Raw genomic sequence first — 22,628 nt, 5'->3', positions numbered from 1 at the left:
AGAAAAGCCGAAAAAGAAAGTCGTTTCACGATGGGGCATATGCTAGAATTGAAAGGTATGTATACATAAATGGGTTAGACGTCCAAACGACGTTCTATATTTTGGAAGAATAGCCAGTGGGTAAAGGAGAGCACACGAGATGTTTTCAAGAGATATCGGAATCGACTTAGGGACGGCGAATGTCGTCATTCATGTAAAAGGTAGAGGTATTGTCCTCGATGAGCCATCGGTCGTCGCGATCGATAAGGCGACAGGCAAGATTCATGCGGTAGGGACAGAAGCACACTTGATGGTGGGCCGGACACCGGGAAACATTGTGGCCATTCGACCGCTTCAAGACGGCGTCATTGCTGATTTCGAAATGACAGAAGCGATGCTACGCCATTTCATCGATAAGATTGAGGTCCGTAAGATGTTCGGTGGAGTCCGCATGTTGATTTGTACACCAGCAAGCATCACAACGGTCGAAGCAAAAGCGATTCGCCAAGCTGGTGAAAAATCAGGCGCGAAGACGGTCTTCCTCGAAGTCGAGCCGAAGGTCGCAGCAGTCGGTGCCGGTATGGACATTTGGATGCCAGCAGGGCACATGGTCATTGATATCGGTGGCGGAACGACGGATGTTGCCGTACTTTCAATGGGTGATATCGTTTGTGGTGAAACGATCAAAGTCGCAGGTGACCGGTTTGATCACGACATCATCCGCTCGATCAAGGATACGCATAAGTTGATCATCGGGGAACGAACAGCGCAAGCTGTCAAGACGACGGTCGCGACGGTCTCAGAAGACGGACGTCGGGAACAGATGGATATTCGCGGACGTAATCTCGTGACAGGCTTACCGCACAACATTACGGTGACATCAGAAGAGATGCATGATGCACTTGCAGAAGCAGCGATGGAGATCGTCGAAGCAACGAAGCGCGTGCTCGAGAAGACACCACCAGAGCTTGCTGCGGACATCATCGACCGTGGTATCATCCTGACGGGTGGGGGCGCACTTCTTGACGGAATCGACCAGTTACTTGCAAAAGAACTCGGCCTACCGGTTCTGATTGCAGAAGATCCAATGTTATGTGTCGCACGCGGTACAGGAATCATGCTCGACAATCTTGGGAAGTAAGAGCGTGTCAGTGTAAAGGATATGATTTTTCGTAAAAATTCATTCCTATAACGACCGTCTTGTCCTTCTCGCTTTCCACAGGCGGGAGGTAAGCCGCGACAGCGCGCATTTCATGCGAGTTGTCGGGTCTTACCTATCCCTGACGAAAGTGCTGCTTGCACTTTCTTTTCCTGCAGGAGTCGAGAATGGACAAGTTCGTTCGATATGAATCAAACCAATAGGGAGTCCGGTTTCCGAAGTACGTATCGGAAACTGGACTCCCCTTGTTTTAAACATAATGCTTAGTCCATAATGTCATGGTACTAAATGATTGTGTGCCTCCTTGTGCTTCATCCGACTCCTACAGGAAAAAGTGCAAATTTTTGCGCTGTCAGAGACAAACAAGACCCAGGTTCACTGTTATACGAACAGTGAAGACTGGCTTGTGTCTCGCCTGAGGAAAGCGGATGAAAAGCAAAGGGGCATAAAGATGACTTACTGCGTACTACGCATGAAAGTCTGGTAGGCTTCAAAATCATGATAGACAATGGCACTTGGTGGCAACGAACTTGCCATCGTCTGATTAACGAGCTGATTTAGCTGCGTCCGTGTTTTGCCGTAGAACGTAATGTCTGGTGTTTCCGGAAGCTCCGTGAATTCGATAGCATACGATAAACGATATCCGTTACTCGCCGCATACAATGCATCCGTCATCGTGATGGCGCCAAGTCCGTTGCCGCCACCGTAAACGGTCCGGTAACTCATCAATGTGACTTCGTCAGCGAGATCCATCGCCCATTCGCTGATGGAACGCCCACCTGCATCCTGTACGGTATGGAACCAGAACGGGAGGAACAGCTGAAGCGGTAATCCTTCAGCAGATGCTTTTTCGCGGAAGGCGAGTAAGATGCGTTCGTAGGAGGCGATGACTCCTGGCTGGTCCGTCTCCCATTCCGGTAAGGCGTACGGTTCGAGATCGACACTGATGCCGTCCGGATGACTGATCGTCTCCTGCTGATAGGTCGAGATCCAGGCTAACGGATCCTCGACGTTCGGTCGAGCTGTCGTTCCTTCGTTTGTAATCCAGCGCGGCTGTCCGAACAGAAAGTAGACTTCGATTCCGACAGCATGCGCTTTTTCAACGAACGTTCGGTAGAGAGTACGGTCACCCTCGACAGCGACATGCAGATAGACACGTTTCATCTGTCTGTTTGCCAGCTGATTGATCTTCGTTGAAATGGAGTTGGCCTCTGGGATGGACCAGATGACCGTGTGACGAGTGACGGAAACGGCAGCTGAACTCTTGAGTGGTAGTCCGAATTGAAGCAACGATAGGCAGACTACGCTAATCAAAAAGCGTTTCATTTCAATTTCACTCCTTCGTGTGGATTACCTTACTATCGGTCGTTGCGCATTCACTTATATGCATCAAAGGTCCTGTTCTACACTTTGACAGTTCAAATCCTAGACATTTCACATTGTGAAGTGTATATTGAAAGTTGTTATATTGAAACGAATTGTCAAATAAAAGGAAGTGATGCCACAATGCCATTGTGGAAAAGAAATTTAGTAGTCGTCTGGTTCGGTAGTTTTTTGACTGCCGCCGCTCTTAGTCTCGTGTTACCGTTTTTGCCCTTATTCATTGAAGAGCTCGGTGTCGACGGCCGACAAGATATTACGACGTGGTCCGGGATCGCCTTTGGTGCTACCTTCCTCGTCGCTGCGATCGTCTCACCGATTTGGGGACGTCTCGCCGATCGAAAAGGGCGTAAGCTCATGCTACTCCGAGCAAGCCTTGGTATGTCGATCGTCATGTTCTTGATCAGTTTCGTCCAAGATGTGTATCAACTTGTGTTCTTACGTCTTGTCATGGGAGCCGTCTCCGGATTCATCTCAGCCGGAATTACAATGGTTGCTTCCCAAACCCCAAAAGAGAAAAGTGGCTGGGCGCTCGGCACCCTGTCGACCGGTGGGATTGCCGGTGGATTGCTAGGACCTCTCATTGGAGGATTCCTCGCCGACGTTGTTGGGCTTCGACCCGTTTTTCTCTTTACGAGCGTTCCGCTCTTCATCACCTTCCTCGTGACCTACTTCTTCGTCAAAGAAGAATTTGTCCCACTGGAAGTCAAAAAGATGGCGTCTGCGAAAGAAATCATCCAGTCACTTCGCCATCCGGAACTCATTTTAAGCCTTTTCTTGACGACGTTCCTGATTCAGTTCGCGGCACAATCGATTAGTCCGATTCTGTCGCTGTATGTTCGGGAACTCAGTCCCGGTACAGAACGTCTTGCGTTACTATCCGGTATTGTCGCGTCAGCACCTGGGATTGCAGCCTTGATTGCGGCGCAACGACTCGGTCGTCTATCCGATAAGATTGGCGCTGAGCGTGTCTTATTCTTTGCGTTACTCGTCTTTGCAGCTTTCTTGATTCCGCAAGCATTCGTCACGGATACAAGTCAATTGATCGTCTTACGGATGGGAATCGGTTTTGCGACAGCAGCACTACTGCCATCTGTCCAAACCTTGTTACGGAAGAATACGCCAGCGAACGCATCGGGGCGGATCTTTGGGTATAACCAGTCCGCGCAGTTCATGGGGAACTTCCTCGGACCACTCGCAGGTGGACAGATTGCCGGTCACTTTGGTTTTGAAGCGCTGTTCCTCTTTACTGGCTTGATCGTCATCACGAATGCGGTGCTAGAGCGAACACAAACGGCTGTTTTAAAGAAAAATCCGAATAACTAATGAGAAGCTTCCATTTCCTAGACTGTGTTTGGGGAACGGAAGCTTTTTTTCATAGGATTAACCTTAAGTATCTTTAAATTATTATCTAAAGTATAACAAAATTTGTCAATTTTCAATATGTAAACTATGGAAAAGCGAATTATGGAATTGAGGTAGGTCTTTCGATGCATCTCTGCTGGATATTACCGTTTTGTTCAAAAAAGCTCATAATTCCTCTTCGGTCGACCGATATACTGAAAGGAAAGAATTGAACATGAAGTCAATGAGGAGATGGAACGCATGCTACGAGGAATGTATACGGCGTCGAATGCGATGCAGGCATTACAACGTCAACAGGAAATGCTCAGTAACAACTTGGCGAATGCGCGGACGCCGGGCTTCCGCGCTGATCAAGCGTCACTCCGGACGTTTCCAGAGATGCTGATCCAGCAAACAGCAAACAATGAACGGACGGGTGTGCGAGGAGTCGCGACGGTCGGGAAACTCGCGACCGGTGTCTTCATGCAGGCAGCGACCCCGAACTTCACGCAAGGTTCGATCACGGAGACAGGCAATGCGACCGATCTACAAATCAGTTCACTTGAAGGAGCACCGCTGTTCACGATTCGTCACCGGGATCCGTTGACAGAAGAGGAAGAGACGCTTTATACGACGAACGGACAGTTTGCCGTCGGACAAGACGGGTTACTCCGGACGACAGAAAATGATCTCGTTCTTAATACGAACGGACAACCACTCGACGTCGTCAATGAGGACTTCAAAGTCGATGCGGACGGAGCCGTCACGGATGGAAATGGTCAAGCGATCGGCAATCTCGGTCTCGTTGTAACGGATCAACCGGAGACGCTCGAACGGACAGGAAATGGTCTATTCCGGTCAGCCAATCCATTGAATGCCGGAAACGTTCGAGTCGATCAAGGTGTACTCGAACTCGGAAATGTCGAGATCGAACAGACGATGGCGGAGATGAATGCTGGTCTACGTCAGTTCGAAGCCAATCAAAAAGTCATTCAAGCGTACGACCGGACAGCAGAAAAAGCTGTTTCCGAAATCGGACGCGTTCGCTAATAGGAGGATATGATGCAATCAATCTATACATCCGCAAGTACGATGGGACAACTGCAAAAACAGCTTGATACGACCGGGCAAAACCTTGCCAATGTGGATACGAACGGCTATAAACGGCGGGATGCTCAGTTCAATGAACTGCTCGTCCGTAACATCAATAACCAAGCGACAGGCTTCACACCAGGTCCCTTGACGACGCCAGAGGGTCTTCGACTCGGCGTTGGTGGTTATGTCGCGAACGAAGCGACACGTTTTGGCGTCGGAACATTCCGGACGACGGATCGAAAACTCGATGCGGCACTCGGAAACCCGCACCATTTCTTCGGTGTCATCGATACGGATGGCGTGACGAAGTTTACGCGGGACGGAAACTTCCAGTTGTCGCCGCAAGCGAACGGACAAGTTCTGTTGACGGACGATGCCGGGCGCTCCGTCATCAACCAGGCGAATGATCCAATCGTCTTACCTGCGAACGCGACCGAGATTGAACTGAACAAGGACGGCAACATCACCGGCATCTTAAACGGGGATCGTCGTGTCCTCGCTCGAGTGGGTGTCGCGGACATCCCGAACTACGGAGAGCTGACGGAAGTCGGGGGTGGCTTGTTCACAGCAACCGGACAATACCAGAATGCGACAGGGAATCCGTTGACGGTCGGTCGGCTTGAGACATCGAACGTCGATATGGCGCTTGAGATGACGAACTTGACGCAACTCCAGCGGGCGTATCAGTTTAACTCGAAAGCGTTGATGACGAGTGATCAGATGATGGGGATCGTCACGTCACTGAAATAAAACATCACAAAAGGGTGATGCTTCTCGCAAGAGAGGTATCACCCTTTTCATTATTTTTCCTGTAACGCAAGATAGATCGCAGCCATGTCCGCGTCGCCGTAAGCGGGTTTCGCATCAGTGTAGCTAGCGTCCGTTGCTTGCGCAAGGGGTAGCTCAAGCTGTTGGCGTCTCGCTTCTGCCGTAATCAGTCCAAGATCCTTTGCCATCAGACGGAGCGGGAAAGCAGACGGGAAGTCGTTCTTCCGGTACATGTCACGTTTACCGCTGAAGAGGGGAGTGTTCATCCCGGAAGCACTGATCATCTGGATTAGCTTCTCTTTTTCGAGCCCGGCACCTTCTCCGAGCAGTAATGTCTCCGCGACCCCTTGACCGACGACAGCGAGCAATAAATTGATGGCGAGCTTCGCCGCACTGCCTGAGCCATGTGGTCCAAAATGAATCGTTTCCTTGCCAAGTAGCTCAAGATACGGCTGACAAGTCGCGACGACGTTCGCGTCACCACCGGCAAGCAGGACGAGCTGACCGTTTTCTGCGACCGGAACGGAGCCCGAGACAGGCGATTCCAGATACGTGCCGTCATTCTTTTCGACGAGACGAGCCATCTCCTTCGTTTCTTCTGGGGAGATTGTACTTAAGTTAACGATTGTCTTACCTGTGAGGTTCTCTTGGATACTTTCGAGAACGGACGCGACGGCAGGTCCGTCCGCTAACATGACGAAGAGAATGTCGCTCTGACGTACCACGTCCTGTATTTCTTTGACAGCTGTTGCTCCTAATTCTGTCAACGGAGCAGTCTTTTCATACGTCCGGTTATAGACGAGCAAATCATGACCGCCATCAATTAAACGTTTTGCCATCGGTACACCCATATGTCCTAAGCCAATCCATCCGAGTTGCATGTCGATTCCTCCTTATCATGATGCGCTTTTGACTATACCCCGCACTTCGCCAAATCTAACGAAAAAAGACCGTCCACATGATGTGAACGGTCGCGTGATTAATCTTCATACGTGAGGATGGTCGAGATGACGGCGATCGGGAAACGAATCGTAAAGGTCGATCCGACACCAACGACAGATTCGACATCAATCGTTCCGTTGTGGTGCTTGACGATCTCCTTACAGATCGACAGACCAAGACCGGTTCCGCCAATTTTGCGTGTCTCGGAGTTATCGACACGATAGAACTTATCGAACAATTTTGGAAGGGCGTCTTGCGGAATCCCGATGCCTTCATCTTGGATACGGATTTGAGCGAAACCAAGTTCATTTGTAATCCGTATCAAGACTGTACCACCGCTCGGCGAGTACTTGACGGCGTTGCTGAGCAGGTTGTTCAGCAACTGTTTCATCTTTTCCGCATCCCCGTCAATCATGATCGGTCCACGGGCCTCAAAATCAATCGTATGCGTCTCATGCGAGACATCATAGAACTCGATCAAGTCCTGAGCAAGTTCGACGACATCAAACGTCGTCATCTCATACCGGTGTTCACTCGACTCCATGCGCTGGACGTCGAGGAAGTCGTTGACGAGTGTCGTCAGGCGACCGGTCTCGGAGTGGATCGTTTGGAGGTACTTCCGTTGCCGTTCCTCCTCGAACCGTTTGTTGAGCATCAGCTCCGTGAAGCCATAGATCGAAGAGAGCGGTGTCCGTAACTCATGCGAGACGGTCGAGACGAACTCTTCCTTCATCCGCTCGGCTTCCGTTTCTTTCGTCACGTCGCGGAGAACGAGCATCGTACCGACCCACATACCGTCTACCTCGATCTTCTCCGCGTAGATTTGGATGTAAGTACTATGCTTGCGGATCGAGACGATCAAGCTGTCTTTCGGTAAATCGAGTTCGATGATCTGTTCAATGTAACGTTCGAACGCTGCCGGTTCGTCAATGATGTCAGCGAGTGCCTGCATCGCTTGCTCGAAGGCAGAACGTTCTTCGTCTTCGAACGTTGTCGGGACTTCCGGAAACAACGTCATGAGGGGTTCGTTGACGAGCAACTCATCCGTCTCATGTTCGATGTAGACGACAGCTTCCCGAATCGAGTTCAACAGTTGCGTCGTCTTGTTCTTCTCGCGGATCATTTCCTCATAGATCCCCATCCGTAGGAGGGAGAGTGACAATTGATGCGAGAACGACAAGATGTCGCTCATCTGCTCCGTCGTGAAGGCATCACGATAACGAACGAGATAGATGCAGGCGATCATATGCTCTTTTGACGGATCAAGGACCGGAACCGCGACTTCATACATATAGTACGGGTACGGAAGCGGGCTTTCGTGCGCTACCTGTTTCGATGAGTGCACAGGACGCTTCAGAAGACGTGCCCGGTGCAGGAGTGACTGATCATCAGAGACGAGACGACCGACCATCTCTTCTGTCATCCCGTAATCGATCGTCGAGCGGACTTCCTGTTGATCGAGGAACAAGAGGGCGCCGATTTCAGAATGCGTGATGGAGACGAGTTTCTCGATGATTTCCGGATAAGCCGTCAACGTCTCACGAGAAGCAAGCGTCTCAGTCAGTTCGTTACGATACTTGAGGTGTTGTTCACTCCGAAGCGTGATATCAAGTGCTTCTTCGAGTTCTTCCTGCTGCGCTTGCAATTCTTCTTGCTGCGCGACGAGTTCTTCCTGTTGCGCTTGGAGTTCTTCGTTCTTCGCGAGCATATGGACTTTATTGTCCGCGATCGAAGCCGCCATCTGATTGAACGATGCCGTTAGCGTATGCAGTTCGTCCTTGCGTTTCGGTAACGGGATTGTTTGGATGTCTTCCCCTGATGCAAGTAGAGCACTGTCGTGGGATAGCGTATTGACCTGTTTCGTGACGCGACTGATGAACGGACGCACGAGAGATAAGAGGACGAGAATCAAGACGACGAGATTCGACAGCCAGATGAACTGCGCGACACGCATCTCGCTTAAGAGATCGTTTTTCGCGTCCACTTCCTTCTTTTCGATCAATGTCAGATAATCTGAAAGCAACGTATCAATCCGTGTCATGTCGACGTCTGCTTCTGATAAGCTGACCGAGCCACGTAACGTCCCATTTTTGGTGAACAAGTCTTTCCCGTTGGAAAGAGCAGCGAGCGTGTCAGGAGTCACAAAGTCTTCATTGATCTTCCCGTCCTTTTTTCCTTCGACGTATTCGTTGAGAAGTGGAAGCGATGTGCCGAAATAATCGTCATAAATGCGACGAGTCGCTGTCGCATATTCTTTCCCTTGCTCATAAATTGCATACTTTTCGAACCACGTCGTCAGACGATTGATTTCCTGCTGATTCGTCTTCACCTGATCAAGTGTTTCCTGTGAACCAGTCAATAAGTAAGATTTGACGTTACTTTGCGCGACGGTCCATTCGTTCGCGAGTGCATTCGCATTCGTCCGCCGTTCACGTAAATCATCAAATGTTGCATTGGCTTGATCGATCTTCTGTTCCGTATAGAAATAGACGATCGCAGACGTGATGCTAAGAGCGACGAACACCATATAGAAGGCGAACATCAATTGACGACCGATGGTACGATTAATCCATTTCACTGGGGTATCCTCCGTATTCTGTTTTACATGTATGAAAAAGATTGCTTAAATGCCGAATATATTCATCTTACGTAGTTTTAAAGGTCTCGGCAAATTTGAATCTGCAAAAACCACTAAAACAAATATATCATATATTTGTTAATTGATATTAAATGATACATTTTTTAAGAATAAGGATTAAGAAGCAATGTTTTAAGGAAAAACCATAGAAGATATTGAACTTCATCATTTTAAGTAGGGGAAGTGGTCAGATGCAAAAAATGTTTGAAAATAAATGGTATCGATTCGCATGGTGGGTCATGACATTGCTCATCATCGTCTGGATTGGCGATCATGTTACGTTCCTGTTCCGACCGATCGCAATTCTGCTTCAAATGGTCGTACCACCCCTTGCAATCGCCGGGATTCTCTATTACGTCCTGTTGCCAATCGTCGAGTTGCTCGAGAAAAAGATGAAGCGGCGACCTGCTGTCTTAATTGTGCTCGTCGGTTTAATCGGTATTTTAACGACACTCGGCTTCATCTTTGGTCCGATGTTGTCGGAGCAGGTCACGCAGTTCGTCAATTCGATACCGACGCTTGCGACACAGTTCCAGCGCCAATTGATTGACGTCCGGGACCAACTCGAAAACAGTGCAGCCTTTTCACGCTTCCTATCAGGACCAGATAACTTGTTCAATAAGTTCTCAGGGAACATCTCGGAATATGCATCGACGTTCCTGAAGAACATCGGTACGGGTGTCGGTGGGTTCGTCAGTGTCCTGACGACAGCGGTCGTGACGATCATCATCATTCCGATCATGTTGATCTATATGCTGCTTGACGGCGATAAGCTTAAAGGCAATCTCGTTAAGCTGATGCCGTATGAGTACCATAAGGAAACGCAAAAAATCCTCGGGGACGTCCACGTGACGATCATGAGCTACATCCGCGGGCAAGTCATCGTCAGTATCGGTGTCGGGGTCATCGCCTATATCGGATATCTCATCATCGGAATTGATTATGCGTTGTTACTCGCCTTGTTTGCGACACTGACGAACATCATTCCGTTTCTCGGTCCGGTTCTCGGTGTCATTCCAGCACTGATCGTCGGGTTCATCCAGGATCCGATCCTTGCGATTTATGCAATCATCGTCATGACGGTCGCGCAACAGATCGATTCGCACATCATGTCACCACTTGTACAAGGGAAGACACTCGATGTCCACCCGTTGACGATCATCATCGTCTTGCTTGTCGCGGGGAACATCGCCGGTTTCTTCGGAGTCTTGCTCGGTGTACCGTTCTACGCTGTCATGAAGGTCGTCATTCTAAACATCCGTCGTCTCTATCACCTCCGATCGCAGAAGAAGATGGTCATTACGGAGGAAGAAAAGACGTTCGATACGATCATCACGGAGCGCGATTGAGTTTTGAAATTCATGTAAAAGTGCGTCATACTGAAAAGGTAGCTAAGAGAAGGGGGCAAGAATCAGATGGATTCACGTCATACCGAAGAACAAGCCGATCTACTGGCGTTGCAAAAATTTCAACACAACTTCGAGAACAGTTTGAAGTCGAGCATCATTTATCTCTTGCGTGATGGAGCGTTGACGATCGGGGAACTCGAGCAACGGATTGATCAGTCGCACGGGCAAATCCTCGAGCAACTGCAGGAGCTGATTGAAGACGGACTCGTCATCCAGCAGATGTCTGAGAAAGTGCACGGACTGGCCTATTATTTGACGGCACCGGCAGAAGACCTTGTCCGACAATTCACGGAATCGATCCGGTGGAGTAAACAGCACATCCGATATTAAACAGCAGGATTCTAGACCTCCGAGCAGCTGCTCAGAGGTCTTTTTTTACGTTTTTTGAAGCGATACTCCTATAAAAATGACATACGAGTAAAGAACCAGATCAAAACAAGGCGATGCATGTCTTCTTCAATGCTTCTGAACGAGCGAACGAACTTGAAGAGTAGTAGATAAAAGTAAAGCAGGAACCAAATCATCCGTTGGTTCCTGCTCTGCTATCATTTTTGGACGGCGCTGAACGCATCCTCTGATTCGATTCCGGCTTTACTGACTGCCGTGATGACGAAACGACCTGTTGCATCTTTAGGGAGCGGGAATGCTTTACGCTCGATTGATTCCGTTGTACCGAGTTTTTTGCGTTTTCCGTCCTTCTCTTGATAGATGTTGTATTTGACGACATCCTCATCTGTTGAGGCATACCAGTTGATGAATCCACCGCTAACCCGAATATTCGTCGCTGGTTTTGGTGGTGTCTTGACGGGATCTGATGCCTTTTCGTCTAATTCCGTGAAAACGACGAGGCGGTTATCATACGTTCCTTGATTCTGATCGTATGTTCCGATACACGTGATTAAGTTCAAATTCCGGGTGTCGGCTGGACCGAAGATTTTTTTCAGCGGTGCTTTTAAGTGATCGTACTGGACGAGCTCTTTGACACGAAAGACGAGCTTACGTCCGGAAGCATCCGTCACTTCGACCGGATCACCCTTTTTTAGTTCATGCAGTTTATAGAAGATGGCAGGACCGGTCTTCGTATCGGTATGTCCGTCAATGACGGCGTTCCCGACATCACCCGGACGCGGACCGAACTTATACCAACCGGCTTGTTGTTCATTTTTAGGCGTTGCCATCGCGCCATCTTGATCGAGTCCGACTTGTTCGACCTTCGTCTTGATGTCGTGTTTCGGAATGAAGAGTTGTTTTGGGAGCTCGACCTCTGTCGTCGAGAGATCCTTGAACTCCTTCTTAAAGATTTCTGACGGCTTGAGCGGATCTTCCTTCGTCTCGGAAGAGGCCGCGGATTCTGTTTTAGCATCACCTTGCGTGATGTTCGATGTGTCCGGCTTTGGTTGACCGAACAAAAGGAACAACAATGTTCCGACCGATGCGATCATCAAAAGAATGCTCGCCGGTAATAACCAACGGTTCATGTGCGCGTAGCTCCTTTCCGAGAGAAGGTGTTCCCTCTATGTAAAAAAACAGGATAGCGGATCGCTATCCTGTTATGGAGTATACCCAATTTCTTAGGCGTTTTGACGTTTACGTGCGAGGACAAGACCAACTGCTCCGAGTGCAAGACCGAATACTGCGATTGCACCAGTTGTTGCAGCTGTGTTGTTGCTATCGCTCATACCACCGTTACCTGTGTTCGGCATTGATCCTGGAGTACCATCCATGAATTTCTCTGGTGATTGTTTGACGATGGCATCACCGAGGTTAGCTCCTACGCCGTACATGTAAGCGTAAGACTCACGGAATGTGTCGACAGAACCTTTGTAGTCGCCTTCCACATACTGCATGAATGTGTCTTGGACGTACGTCTCGTGACCGGATACGGCTTCTTGTGCTGCTTTTGTTGGAAGGTTTTCTTCTGTAGCCGCACCAAGGAATGCACCGAAGTCGTTCGAGAACATTTTGAGCATGTCTTGCGCGTCACCCATCAATTTCTTATCGTCATTGACAGCTGCTGTGACAAGGTTCGCTTGGGCTTCGATGTGGTTTTTCGTCCAAACTTGTTCGAATTGATCGGCACCGGCTTGACCGTAGATTGATTTGATGGCTGCTTTGAAGTCAGCTGTGTGCATGTCTTCAGCCCAGTTTGCTGCATCGTAGTCTTTCGCTTGGTCAACGCCAGCTGTCATGCTGAGGTTTGCAAGTGCGACGTGTTCAGCGGCGAGACTGTTGAGTGTTGAACGAAGATCGGCTGCTTTTGAGTCAGCTTTCGTGTTGTCGAATTTCTCAGGCATCTGTGTTGTGATCGCAACAGAGAGTGCTTTTGAGATGTCATACATACGGCTGTATCCTTCGCGGAACGTGTTGTACGATCCTTCGTAGTCACCCGCTGCATATTGTTGGAAAGTCTTGTAGACGTCTGCCTCATGAGCACGAAGGACTTCTTCAGCTGCTGCTTTCGGGAGTTTACCTTCCGTTGCTGTATCGAGGAAGCTTGAGAGATCTTGTACGAACTCTTCTGTTTCTTTCTTCGAAGCGTTGATACCGTCTTGGTCGTCCGCTTTTACGGCTTTGACGAGGTCTGTCGTATATTTGTTGTGAGCAACGAAGATTTTCTCGAATTGTTTCGCGCCTTCATCACCATAGACAGAAGCAATCGCTGGTGTCATGTCGAGTGCGTTTTGTTTAAGTGCTGCTTCGTAGTACTGTGCGTCTTTTGAACCGTCATATTGTTTCTTCATGTCCATGACGGCAAGAACGAAGTGCTCAGAGAGTAATTGATCGAGTGTGGCACGAAGGTCAGCGGCTTTCGTTTTGACCGTGACGTTTTTCGGTGCATCTTGTTTCATGTCTTCTCCGCCACCGGAAGCGAATGCTGCCGTTCCTGGTAGTACGAGTGCTGCTGCCATTGCTGATGCTGCGAATTTTTTCGTGTGTTTCATCTGAAATCATTCCTCTCATTTTTTGGTTTATTTGGTAGGTGTTTCTTGCCTGTTCTGAATAGCTTACGCATCACTGGTCGATTTGGATTGCATGAAGTTTTATTTTTTTCAAAAGACTGTTGAAGTGATGTTTCATGCCATCTGGTGGACCGTTGCTGCGTCGTTCTGGAAAGCTTACGCCGAGCAGTTCATTTTGGATTTAAAAAAATCGTAAAAACCCGCAGATTGTGGGAAACTGTTTTTCTGCTTCCTTATATACACAAACTAAAATTTTTTAGAGAAATTGCCTGTCTGGTCGTGTTACACTAATTGCGGAACACGTTTTGTAGCGAATTTGGAACTATTTAATACCAGGTACTAATATGCTATACTGTTCTCAGACTGAATCAATGAAAGGTGATCAAGATGGTACAAAACCAAACAGGCACGGATCAGCCAACGCGTGAACGCCTGAAGAAGCAACAGCCTTCGAACCAGGAAACCGGCAATCCGGAGCACAAATCAGAGCGACGTTTTCGTGCGTACTCGACACGCCGAGTTCCGATCATCGTACGCGTACTGATCGTTCTCATTCTCATCGTCGTAGCACTGATCGTCGGTGCAATGGTGGGTTATGCGACGTTTGGTGGTGGCGAGGCAATGGATGTGTTAAAGCTCGACACATGGACCCGCATCACCGATTTTTGGATGAAATCTTAATTTTAATCAGTGATGGGAGCTGTCGAATATGTATACAATCGAACAAATCAAGGAAGTCATTCCGCACCGGTATCCGTTTTTACTCGTTGACCGCATTTTAGAAGTCGAAGAGGGAAAACGTGCCGTTGGAATCAAGAACGTGACGGCGAACGAAGAATTCTTCAATGGCCATTTCCCAGAATACAATGTCATGCCTGGCGTCTTGATCGTCGAAGCACTCGCACAAGTCGGTGCTTTCGCTGTGCTGAAGATGGAAGAAAACCAAGGAAAGCTTGCCTTCTTCGCAGGAATTGAAGGATGTCGCTTCAAACGTCAAGTCGTTCCCGGGGATCAGCTCCGCCTCGAAGTCGAATTGACGAAGGTCCGTGGACCAATCGGTAAAGGTCGTGCCACAGCCACAGTCGATGGGGAAGTCGCCTGTGTCGCTGAACTGACGTTTGCTATGAAGTGAAGCCAACATGAAACGCTGGCTGATCCCTCTTGCGATTTCCTTACTTGTCATTCCGGGTTGTCAGCGCGCGGAACAAGCGAAGACCGCTTCCCCGACGGTCATCGTAGATCCCGTTAAGCGTGCGGGGCAGACCGAGAACATTTCCGCACAGGTCACGCTGACGGAAAATGACCGGATGCGTCTCGTCATCCGGACAGCAAATGACATTCGGCTCGATGACCAACAGGTCGATATCCGCCTCGATGTCGCCAATCAATCGATTCCGTTTCCGTTCGTCTCCTTCCAAGCAAAGAAGATGGGGGAAATCCGGACCTATACGTCCGATACGACGATTGAAAAAGAAGTCTTCGATGACCAGCGTCTTCCGGTCCTCATCATTGATGCAGGAGCAGGGCGTGGGATCGAGATTCCGCTTGAGATCGTTAAATAAGACAGCAGGGTGAGCATTTTGCTCCAAATGCTGTCTTATTTTTGTTTTGTTTCAAGTCATCAGGGTAATCAAAACCTATACAAAGGAGGAATCAATATGGATCACGCAGTACAGCAACGACTGACGGATTGTATTCTCGCCTGTAATCATTGTTTTGATGCTTGCCTGAACGAGGAACATGTCGGACATATGTCAGATTGTATTCGACTCGACCGCGATTGTGCCGATATCTGTAGCTTATTGCTGCAAGCGATCGCTCGAAACAGCGCAAATGTCGCGGTCCTTGCAAAGGCATGCCAAGAAATCTGTGAAGCATGTGCGACTGAATGTAGCAAACACGATCATGACCACTGCCAAGCTTGTGCGCAAGCATGTACGGAATGTGCAGAAGCGTGTCGCCAGCTTATCTAAAACCTTGTCCTTGGACGAGGTTTTTTTATTATAAAAAAATAGCAGGAATTCAAGAATTCTTCTGGTTATTTTTGGCGGATTTGTTTACTATTTAGGGAGGTAATATTAAATCACGATAGGAGCATACATACACTTATGAAAAAACTTAGCTTACTTTTGATGGCACTCGTTGTTGCATTTGGTCTGAAGTTACCGGTCTATGCGGAAACAGTCGAGTGGGACGTCACAGGAACGGGCACAGGTCCGTATACGTTGACGTTTGAAGGCACAGGCATCGTCGATATCACGTCGGAGACGGCACTTGTCTTTGAAAAGGGCGTGACAGGAAAAGACGTCAACATCGAAGAGACACCGGTCGTGACGTTCACGGCAGAGACGGCACCTGTCGTCAAGGTCGTCTCAGCAGATGGACAGCGGACGGTTCTCGTCCAGTTCAGTAAAGTCGTTACACCAGATGAGCCGACGACAGACGAACCAACGACAGACGAACCGACGACAGAGACACCAAAGACGGATGAGCCAGTCACAGAAGATCCAGCGACAGACGAACCCGTCAAGGAAGAACCAACACCGGAAGAGCCTGTGAAAGAAGACCCGGTCAAGGAAGAGCTGACATCGGAAGAACCAACGACCGAAAAACCAGAGACAGGTGATGACGCGACACCGACACCAGTCGAAACACCGACGACGGCAACGATCGAAGGAACGATCTGGTTCGATGAGAACGAGGACGGGATCCGTCAAGAGAAGGAAACACGTCTCGATGATATCCTCGTCTCTTTGATGAATCGGAACGAAGATGTCATCGATGAAGCCTACACGAAGAACGGCACATACAGCTTCAAGAATTTGAAGCCAGGAACGTATGAAGTGGAAGTCGACGGATATGATATGGGTTACTACTTCTATTCCGAGCAAAACGTCGGTGACGACCGGACGATCGATTCCGATGTCGACGAAGACATGGGAACGAAAAAAGTCCGTCTCGTCGCAGGACAAACGGAAGTGATCGACGCTGGTCTCTACGGCGACGAAGAGCTTGACGGTATGTTCGAGCATTGGTTAGCTGTCGTCAACTTCTTTGATGCGAACGGCAACCAAAAGCCAGATTATGACGAAGGAACAGTTCCTGCGACATATACGGTGACGGATGCAATCACAGGAAAAGACGTCTATCAAGAGAAGATTTCGAAAGATGATCTAATGATGATCCAGCTCGATCCAGGAACATACACAGTCAAGACGGAAGTCGCAGAAGGCTACACGGTCAAAGCGATGCACCATCTTGACATGGATGACTTAATGATGGATATGGACGAAGAAATGTATGAAGATTATGAGTCATTCGCTCAGCAAGCAAAAGCGATGAAATTGATGGCGAACGATGAAGAAGCCTTGACGCCAGAAGAACAAGAAATGGTTGATGAGTTGTTGAAGTACTTTGAGCGGAAATCACCGGAAGCGGGTGTGACGATCGAAGAAGGTAGCTTCGGTACGATCTTGCTCGCAGAAATTGCGAAAGTAGAACCGGTCGCGAAGCCGACGCCAAAACCAACACCAACGTCAACAAAAACGCCAGTCAAAGCAGTCGATGCTGCGACAAAACAGTCGACGACAACAGCAACGGGAACATTACCACAAGCTGGGGAAGACAAGCCATTCCCATATGCAGCAACAGGAGCAGGTCTTGCTGTCGTGGGTCTTTGGTTACTCGTTCGTCGTGGAGCTTAATCATTACAGGGGGACCTTCTACAAGGAGGTCTCTTTTTTGATGTGTGTATTCTTTGACACACACGCACACATGTGTGTATAGTGAAGGTATTACTAAAAGGAAAGAGGGATGACGATGTTAACGACAAAACAGATTAGTGAATTGTTACGCGTCTCAGAAGAAACGGTCCGTCGCTGGATCCGGACAGGTGAATTACATGCTGAACAGGACGGAAAAGGGTACCTCGTCGATGAGTTGGCACTGAAACGTCTCGTTGATCAGAAGTCGCAAATTCCAGGTACAGCGATGAATAAGATTCTCCCGCTCATCCAAGACATGTTCGGACCGGAAGCAGCGCAGTTCGCAAAATCGAACCTGTTCGATCCACTCCGTCAATCGATGGAACAGGCACCACCGAAACCGGAAGCGTCGACAGAGTCACTCGCAGAAGAACTCGATCGCCTGAAACGGAAAAAACGTCGTCTTGAACTCGAGCATGAACTGAAGTTACTAGAGATTGAAGAAAAAATTGCGGCGGTTGAACGGAAAGTTCAATCGTAAAGACAAAAAGCGATGTTCCCGATATAGGAGACATCGCTTTTTTCGTTTCGCTACAAGAAAAACCCACTTCACGAGGCGGAAGGGGTTTTGTCGTTTGTTTGTTTCTTTTTTCGTTGCCAGTACCAGTAAGCAAGTCCCAGTCCAATCGGGATTGCAGCCAGATACGGATTGGCTTCGATGAAGCCGATCATCTCAAAGAGCGCGAACCATCCACTGAGTAAACCGAGGATGAGTAAAATCGTCCGTAGTGCTTCGGGAAGCTTGCGGATCCGATACGCAATGAGACAGACGAGGCAAAAGATAATGATAGCCACGAGCATTCCTCCCATTCCCGTAATCCAGTATAGCGTATTCGGAAAGCTTTTTCGATGTTGAATGATGTGAAATGATTCGGATCAGTTTCGAACAATCGAACCATTTGACCTGTCATGATAAGTGAGACCCACGCGGACTCACCTATTTTTTTGATGAAAAGGAGCAGACGAATGGTCATTGATTATTTCGCAGTCTTACCGAGTGGTAAAAAAGGAGCGCTAGAGCCGCACTGTCTGACGCAAGGTACCTGGTATCAGCGTATCAATGAGGAGTTGTTCCGGGCGATTCATTACGGAGCGGGCATCATCCGGATACGAGATAAGGGAGCGGAGCTACGGATTCCGATTGAGTTTGGATTCGGTTATGTCCTCCAGTACTTGCGCCAGTTTACGGAAGCGGAGCGACAGGACGGACGAAAGCGTCATGTCTTGCAACGTCAACTTGATTGGATTGGTCGTGGATTACCGATTGAACTCAAACGACGTGGATCAAAAATCGAGATGTGGGCCGATGATGTGCATCGGCTACATCGTGAATCATTTCTTCGAGCGATCGAAAAAGCGGATCATTTCATTTCATGAAACCAAACTTTATTTTAGTAAAACGAAAACAAGACAGAAATTTAATATAATGTAAGCGTTTTCTTTAAAGGGGTAAATCCAAAAATTAATTTCCATGCACAGCCCATATAAATATATTTTATCTTACTACTATTCCCCTATTTTTTACAAAAAATCTATTGTGGCGTCTTTTCTAGTTTTGTATATTTGACGTGTAGCATTCTTACCGATTCTCAAAAACGAAACGGTGGTGTGCACGAATCTACAATAAAAATGGCTTTTTGAAGCGGTTTTGGCAGTGTCTTTAGTTCATCCCAATCGGATACATATGAATCACGGATAGATCGTCTTGATGATAGACGAATGATCGCACGTGAAACAGAACGTATTCCTCCTAAGACGACTAAAGAATTTTTTGACTGCTCTAAAGTAAAATATTTCTATATTTTACTTATATTGTAGATTTAAAATTGGGGTTTTCGCTTTTGATTTGTTAGAAAAGAGGAGGAATAGTAAACATGGGTTATTCGAAGAAAACGAACAAATTGTACGCTGCTGCAGCTGCGCTTGCAGTCACGGCGTCTGTCGTAGCTCCGGTTGCTGCTGATGCAGCATCGAAGGTCTCGGTTAAATACATCTCTCCAATCTTGATGAAACATGCAGGTGGTTCGAAATACGCAGTCAAGAAATTGACGCTTCCGACGAAAGTCAAAGTCAAACTTTCAAACGGCAAGTATGAGATGCGCTCAGTCAAGTGGAGCGGTTCTGTCAAATTCGAAAAGAAATACATCAACAAATACCAAGTTCTCTACGGTAAGGTAGCCGGTACGACGAAGAAAGCAGTTCTTAAAGTCGAACTTCAAAACTATGTCGTAGATATCATCGAACCAGTCCTCGAACCGGTTGCTGTTGGCGGAAAAGTTCAACTGCCAAGCACAATCAACGTTCAATACAAATCAGGTATCATCGTCAAGCGCCCAATTAGCAAGTTCAACCTCAAAACTCCATCGACTTCAAAAGCAGGAAAATATAAATTAGCTTACACGTACAAAGGTGCTAACTCTGTCGTAACAGGTTACATCAACTACGAAGTTAAGGCAGCAAACATCTCGAACGTCATGGGAAGCGTTGATGATCAGAAGCTTTCAGTCAAAGCAGACGTCATGTACCCAGCAGTGGGCGCGAAAGCAGAACTCTTGATCTACCCAGGCAAAGACATGTCAGCTACACCAATCGTAGCGAAAGGAACGCTCTCGAAAGGGAAGTTCATGGCATCGCAAGGTGGTATTCCAGAAGGAACACACAGCTATGTCGTCAAAGTCGGCGCTGTCAAATCAGCTCCGATGGACTTCACGATTGCAAAAACAGTCCTCGCTTCAGCAAAAGCAATCGGCAAAGAGAGAGTCGAAGTTTCATTCTCGCGTGCCGTTGACTCTGTCACAGCAGACAACTTCAAAATCGCAGGTGCGACAGTTAAATCCGCGACACTTAGCCCAGACAAGAAATCAGCAGTTCTTGAAGTGGAAGGACTCGAGTATGGCAAAGACTACTCAGTTGACGCGAAAGGGATCATGGTCGGTGGCGTCGCGAAGGATCTCGGTTCGCTTAGCTTCATGACACAAAGTGTTGAAGATATTTGGATGCTAGAAGTATCACCAAAAGCTTCGACAATCGTTGCGAACGGAGCAGATAACACGGAAGTGACATTCGCTCTTAAAAACAAATCGACTGGTGAAGTCGATAAAAATGCAGATGATATCGTCTTGAAATTGTCGACATCATTCGGTGCTCTCGCGAAAGATCGTGTCACGATCCAGGACGGTAAAGCGACGGTTCTGTTGACGTCTGAATTCAGTAACACAGATATCGAAGCAATCATCAAAGCAGAAATCATTGAAACGGCAGCTGGTGACTACAAAAACCTAATCGGTAAGATTGCTGGAGAAACGAAAGTCAAATTCAGCACGATCGCTGTGACGCCTGCTCCAATTGAGATGATCAATGTTCTTGCAGCTGAGTCGAACCAAGCAGATCGCGTAACGATCTTCCTTGATAAAGCCGTCTCACGTGAACTTCTGCTTAAATCATTTGGACTCGATAAAGTCATGCAAGGTCTTCATGAAGAAGATTACCTCGCAAACGATAACATCCAAATCGAACAATTCGAGGGAACAAAACGTGTCATCGGTGTCAAAGCAGTTCCTTCTAATCCAAAAGCATTCGAGTTGATCTTGGACAAAGAAACACCACTCCAAGATAACGCAGTCGTTAAGCTGACAGCGAAAATCACGAGCAACACGGATACAGAAGTCAAATCAAAAGCAAGCTTCAAGTTAACAGATGCTCGTCAGCCTGAAGTCACTTCTGTTAAGGCTGTAGGGTTGAATCAACTCGAAGTGAAATTCTCTGAATCTGTTGCTACAGCTGATTTCAAAATCGACGGTCAGTACGGCGAGAAGTACTTTGACGTCCTCCATTATGGATTTGATAATAAAATGGGTGTCGATCGCCGCGATACAGTCAAAATCACTTTAAAAGATAACTATCCAGGTCTTAAACAAGGTTACTTCGCAGCGGGTAAACACTCACTTCAAGTATCAAGCATTTACGACTATGCAGCGCTTTCTGATGAAACGAATATCGGTACGACTCAAAACCTTGACTTCACAGTTGCAGCAGACACGGTTAAACCGACAGCTGGTGTTGTAGTTGAGTCGCCTGAACAATTCCGTATCATGTTCAGTAAAGGTCTTAAAAAAGCGAACATCTTAGCATTGCTTGATAATGAATTGAAGTTTGAACGTTACAACTCGAATACGAAGAAATATGAAGACTTCAGCAAATATGTGGACGTCACGTCGTACAACAAAGAGACGGGCGAAGCAGTCATCGAGTTGATGAAGGACTGGACGGAAATCTATGATACCGTCAACACGAAAGAAAACTACTACAACGATAAATTCCGCATCACACTCGCGAAAGATGCGATTCAGGCTGAAGCGAATGGAGAGAAGAATGACGCACTCGTGCTTGATTTGAACTATGATGGTTCTCCTCTTAATTCACCAGATCTGAAGAGTGCTGAGATTAACACGATTGATCGCTTAGCACCAAGTAATGATTTCGTTGTTATGATGAGTGAGCCTGTTAAAATCCGTGATCTCGATGAGTACAACACGCCACTCATTAATAGTGATGGTGTAGTCTTACCTCCAAAGACAACTGTTGAATTCATTGGTAAAAATAAAGACGGAAAAATCGTTACAATCGATGGTTCGGTCCTTAATTACACGGATACAACAGACAAAAACTTCCGCGTCGCAGCAAACGAGAATCTACAAAAGCTTGTTGACATGGAAGGTTACGGTGAAGAGTGGAAAGTCGTCGTCAAATCACTTTCGGATGATGTCGGTAACACAGTTGCGACAGCGACACATGATTTCAAACTCATGAAAACACCACCAACACCAGTCTTATCACCATTTGAAATCCTTAAGGTCACTGCTAATGAGAAAAACGAGAAAGATGTCATTCGCATCAAATTCACAGAAGGCGTTCAGTACTCTGGTATGTACGATGCGACAAGTACAGCGAATTATGTCTTAAACGGAAAAGCACTTCCGGTCGGAACAACGATTTCGCTTGCTGACTCAGATGACATCGTATCGAACGGACTTGATATCGTGAAGATCAAAGTCCCAGCTGGTACGCTGAAAACGTTGTCGAACGTCATCGTCGTCAACAAAGATCTTCAGTCGTATGACAACTCTGTCTTGACTGGTGGTTACGAGAAAGCTGTTCTTCTCGGATTGAACTAAGGAACGTGAACCTCTT

General features: G+C 47.7%; 20 protein-coding genes. 14 read left to right on the top strand and 6 right to left on the bottom strand.

The annotated features are described in order from the left end of the window. Nucleotides 1–139 precede the first annotated feature (139 nt). Nucleotides 140–1,120 carry a rod shape-determining protein MreB gene (gene mreB / locus B2U10_RS14935; RefSeq protein WP_050676945.1) on the top strand — a complete coding sequence of 327 codons (981 nt, stop codon included), beginning with the start codon at nucleotides 140–142 and terminating at the stop codon, nucleotides 1,118–1,120. 474 nt (nucleotides 1,121–1,594) lie between these two features. Here mreB and B2U10_RS14930 read toward each other — a convergent pair whose 3' ends face one another. Beyond that, nucleotides 1,595–2,464: a hypothetical protein gene (locus B2U10_RS14930; RefSeq protein ID WP_290772008.1), complete on the bottom strand. Its 870-nt coding sequence runs from the start codon at nucleotides 2,462–2,464 to the stop codon at nucleotides 1,595–1,597. Nucleotides 2,465–2,644: 180 nt separating this feature from the next. Here B2U10_RS14930 and B2U10_RS14925 point away from each other — a divergent pair, with 180 nt between their 5' ends. From B2U10_RS14925 to B2U10_RS14915, 3 genes are all read left to right on the top strand, one after another. Next, entirely contained in the window at nucleotides 2,645–3,844 is a 1,200-nt protein-coding gene (locus B2U10_RS14925; protein WP_290752944.1) for a multidrug efflux MFS transporter, read from the top strand. 279 nt (nucleotides 3,845–4,123) lie between these two features. Further along, a complete protein-coding gene (locus B2U10_RS14920) occupies nucleotides 4,124–4,912 on the top strand; it encodes a flagellar hook-basal body protein (protein ID WP_290788658.1) in 789 nt (262 codons plus the stop codon). Nucleotides 4,913–4,924: 12 nt separating this feature from the next. Beyond that, nucleotides 4,925–5,707: a flagellar hook-basal body protein gene (locus B2U10_RS14915; protein WP_035410604.1), complete on the top strand. Its 783-nt coding sequence runs from the start codon at nucleotides 4,925–4,927 to the stop codon at nucleotides 5,705–5,707. Between the two features lie 50 nt (nucleotides 5,708–5,757). Here B2U10_RS14915 and B2U10_RS14910 read toward each other — a convergent pair whose 3' ends face one another. Continuing rightward, on the bottom strand, nucleotides 5,758–6,606 hold the full coding sequence (locus tag B2U10_RS14910) for an NAD(P)-dependent oxidoreductase (protein ID WP_290788655.1): 849 nt from the start codon (nucleotides 6,604–6,606) through the stop codon (nucleotides 5,758–5,760). Nucleotides 6,607–6,704: 98 nt separating this feature from the next. Next, nucleotides 6,705–9,245: an ATP-binding protein gene (locus B2U10_RS14905; RefSeq protein WP_290788652.1), complete on the bottom strand. Its 2,541-nt coding sequence runs from the start codon at nucleotides 9,243–9,245 to the stop codon at nucleotides 6,705–6,707. 251 nt (nucleotides 9,246–9,496) lie between these two features. On the opposite strand from B2U10_RS14905, the gene B2U10_RS14900 reads away from it, so the two are divergent. Then, a complete protein-coding gene (locus tag B2U10_RS14900) occupies nucleotides 9,497–10,654 on the top strand; it encodes an AI-2E family transporter (protein ID WP_290752931.1) in 1,158 nt (385 codons plus the stop codon). A 66-nt stretch (nucleotides 10,655–10,720) separates the two neighbouring features. After that, nucleotides 10,721–11,044, top strand: a complete 324-nt coding sequence (locus tag B2U10_RS14895) for a winged helix-turn-helix transcriptional regulator (RefSeq protein WP_035410591.1) — start codon at nucleotides 10,721–10,723, stop codon at nucleotides 11,042–11,044. A gap of 215 nt (nucleotides 11,045–11,259) precedes the next feature. Here the strand turns inward: B2U10_RS14895 and B2U10_RS14890 are convergent, their stop codons facing one another. Then, nucleotides 11,260–12,192: a class F sortase gene (locus tag B2U10_RS14890; RefSeq protein ID WP_290788649.1), complete on the bottom strand. Its 933-nt coding sequence runs from the start codon at nucleotides 12,190–12,192 to the stop codon at nucleotides 11,260–11,262. Between the two features lie 93 nt (nucleotides 12,193–12,285). After that, a complete protein-coding gene (locus B2U10_RS14885; RefSeq protein WP_290788647.1) occupies nucleotides 12,286–13,656 on the bottom strand; it encodes a copper amine oxidase in 1,371 nt (456 codons plus the stop codon). A 405-nt stretch (nucleotides 13,657–14,061) separates the two neighbouring features. Between B2U10_RS14885 and B2U10_RS14880 the strand changes: the two genes are divergently transcribed. The 6 genes from B2U10_RS14880 to B2U10_RS14855 all read left to right on the top strand — a co-directional run bounded on the left by B2U10_RS14880 (nucleotide 14,062) and on the right by B2U10_RS14855 (nucleotide 17,919). Further along, the gene (locus B2U10_RS14880) at nucleotides 14,062–14,355 is read left to right on the top strand and encodes a DNA-directed RNA polymerase subunit beta (RefSeq protein WP_035410582.1); all 294 of its coding nucleotides are present in this window, start codon (nucleotides 14,062–14,064) and stop codon (nucleotides 14,353–14,355) included. 28 nt (nucleotides 14,356–14,383) lie between these two features. Then, nucleotides 14,384–14,806, top strand: a complete 423-nt coding sequence (gene fabZ / locus B2U10_RS14875; RefSeq protein WP_029342716.1) for a 3-hydroxyacyl-ACP dehydratase FabZ — start codon at nucleotides 14,384–14,386, stop codon at nucleotides 14,804–14,806. 7 nt (nucleotides 14,807–14,813) lie between these two features. Next, a complete protein-coding gene (locus B2U10_RS14870; protein ID WP_035410579.1) occupies nucleotides 14,814–15,236 on the top strand; it encodes a hypothetical protein in 423 nt (140 codons plus the stop codon). Nucleotides 15,237–15,332: 96 nt separating this feature from the next. Beyond that, entirely contained in the window at nucleotides 15,333–15,647 is a 315-nt protein-coding gene (locus B2U10_RS14865) for a four-helix bundle copper-binding protein (RefSeq protein WP_290775128.1), read from the top strand. A gap of 135 nt (nucleotides 15,648–15,782) precedes the next feature. Beyond that, nucleotides 15,783–17,378 carry an SdrD B-like domain-containing protein gene (locus B2U10_RS14860; protein ID WP_290788643.1) on the top strand — a complete coding sequence of 532 codons (1,596 nt, stop codon included), beginning with the start codon at nucleotides 15,783–15,785 and terminating at the stop codon, nucleotides 17,376–17,378. 115 nt (nucleotides 17,379–17,493) lie between these two features. Next, nucleotides 17,494–17,919: a helix-turn-helix domain-containing protein gene (locus tag B2U10_RS14855; RefSeq protein ID WP_035410570.1), complete on the top strand. Its 426-nt coding sequence runs from the start codon at nucleotides 17,494–17,496 to the stop codon at nucleotides 17,917–17,919. Nucleotides 17,920–17,987: 68 nt separating this feature from the next. Here B2U10_RS14855 and B2U10_RS14850 read toward each other — a convergent pair whose 3' ends face one another. Next, nucleotides 17,988–18,239 carry a hypothetical protein gene (locus tag B2U10_RS14850; protein WP_231496907.1) on the bottom strand — a complete coding sequence of 84 codons (252 nt, stop codon included), beginning with the start codon at nucleotides 18,237–18,239 and terminating at the stop codon, nucleotides 17,988–17,990. Between the two features lie 165 nt (nucleotides 18,240–18,404). Between B2U10_RS14850 and B2U10_RS14845 the strand changes: the two genes are divergently transcribed. Together B2U10_RS14845 and B2U10_RS14840 are read left to right on the top strand one after the other, a co-directional pair. Beyond that, entirely contained in the window at nucleotides 18,405–18,815 is a 411-nt protein-coding gene (locus B2U10_RS14845) for a hypothetical protein (RefSeq protein WP_056064263.1), read from the top strand. 497 nt (nucleotides 18,816–19,312) lie between these two features. Further along, nucleotides 19,313–22,612: a hypothetical protein gene (locus B2U10_RS14840; protein ID WP_290788640.1), complete on the top strand. Its 3,300-nt coding sequence runs from the start codon at nucleotides 19,313–19,315 to the stop codon at nucleotides 22,610–22,612. Nucleotides 22,613–22,628 lie beyond the last annotated feature (16 nt).

It is taken from the genome of Exiguobacterium sp. UBA7533, from assembly GCF_002479335.1.
Classification (GTDB): domain Bacteria; phylum Bacillota; class Bacilli; order Exiguobacteriales; family Exiguobacteriaceae; genus Exiguobacterium_A.
This window is presented reverse-complemented; position numbering and strand designations above follow the sequence as displayed.

Excerpts from the sequence above, each read along its gene's own strand:
- B2U10_RS14880 (WP_035410582.1), top strand. The coding sequence starts at position 14,062 with ATGGTACAAAACCAAACAGGCACGGATCAGCCAACGCGTGAACGCCTG.
- B2U10_RS14895 (WP_035410591.1), top strand. The coding sequence starts at position 10,721 with ATGGATTCACGTCATACCGAAGAACAAGCCGATCTACTGGCGTTGCAA.
- B2U10_RS14855 (WP_035410570.1), top strand. The coding sequence starts at position 17,494 with ATGTTAACGACAAAACAGATTAGTGAATTGTTACGCGTCTCAGAAGAA.
- fabZ (WP_029342716.1), top strand. The coding sequence starts at position 14,384 with ATGTATACAATCGAACAAATCAAGGAAGTCATTCCGCACCGGTATCCG.
- B2U10_RS14870 (WP_035410579.1), top strand. The coding sequence starts at position 14,814 with ATGAAACGCTGGCTGATCCCTCTTGCGATTTCCTTACTTGTCATTCCG.
- B2U10_RS14865 (WP_290775128.1), top strand. The coding sequence starts at position 15,333 with ATGGATCACGCAGTACAGCAACGACTGACGGATTGTATTCTCGCCTGT.
- B2U10_RS14850 (WP_231496907.1), bottom strand. The coding sequence starts at position 18,239 with ATGCTCGTGGCTATCATTATCTTTTGCCTCGTCTGTCTCATTGCGTAT.
- B2U10_RS14885 (WP_290788647.1), bottom strand. The coding sequence starts at position 13,656 with ATGAAACACACGAAAAAATTCGCAGCATCAGCAATGGCAGCAGCACTC.
- B2U10_RS14840 (WP_290788640.1), top strand. The coding sequence starts at position 19,313 with ATGGGTTATTCGAAGAAAACGAACAAATTGTACGCTGCTGCAGCTGCG.
- B2U10_RS14930 (WP_290772008.1), bottom strand. The coding sequence starts at position 2,464 with ATGAAACGCTTTTTGATTAGCGTAGTCTGCCTATCGTTGCTTCAATTC.
- B2U10_RS14900 (WP_290752931.1), top strand. The coding sequence starts at position 9,497 with ATGCAAAAAATGTTTGAAAATAAATGGTATCGATTCGCATGGTGGGTC.
- mreB (WP_050676945.1), top strand. The coding sequence starts at position 140 with ATGTTTTCAAGAGATATCGGAATCGACTTAGGGACGGCGAATGTCGTC.
- B2U10_RS14860 (WP_290788643.1), top strand. The coding sequence starts at position 15,783 with ATGAAAAAACTTAGCTTACTTTTGATGGCACTCGTTGTTGCATTTGGT.
- B2U10_RS14920 (WP_290788658.1), top strand. The coding sequence starts at position 4,124 with ATGCTACGAGGAATGTATACGGCGTCGAATGCGATGCAGGCATTACAA.
- B2U10_RS14845 (WP_056064263.1), top strand. The coding sequence starts at position 18,405 with ATGGTCATTGATTATTTCGCAGTCTTACCGAGTGGTAAAAAAGGAGCG.
- B2U10_RS14890 (WP_290788649.1), bottom strand. The coding sequence starts at position 12,192 with ATGAACCGTTGGTTATTACCGGCGAGCATTCTTTTGATGATCGCATCG.
- B2U10_RS14910 (WP_290788655.1), bottom strand. The coding sequence starts at position 6,606 with ATGCAACTCGGATGGATTGGCTTAGGACATATGGGTGTACCGATGGCA.
- B2U10_RS14915 (WP_035410604.1), top strand. The coding sequence starts at position 4,925 with ATGCAATCAATCTATACATCCGCAAGTACGATGGGACAACTGCAAAAA.
- B2U10_RS14925 (WP_290752944.1), top strand. The coding sequence starts at position 2,645 with ATGCCATTGTGGAAAAGAAATTTAGTAGTCGTCTGGTTCGGTAGTTTT.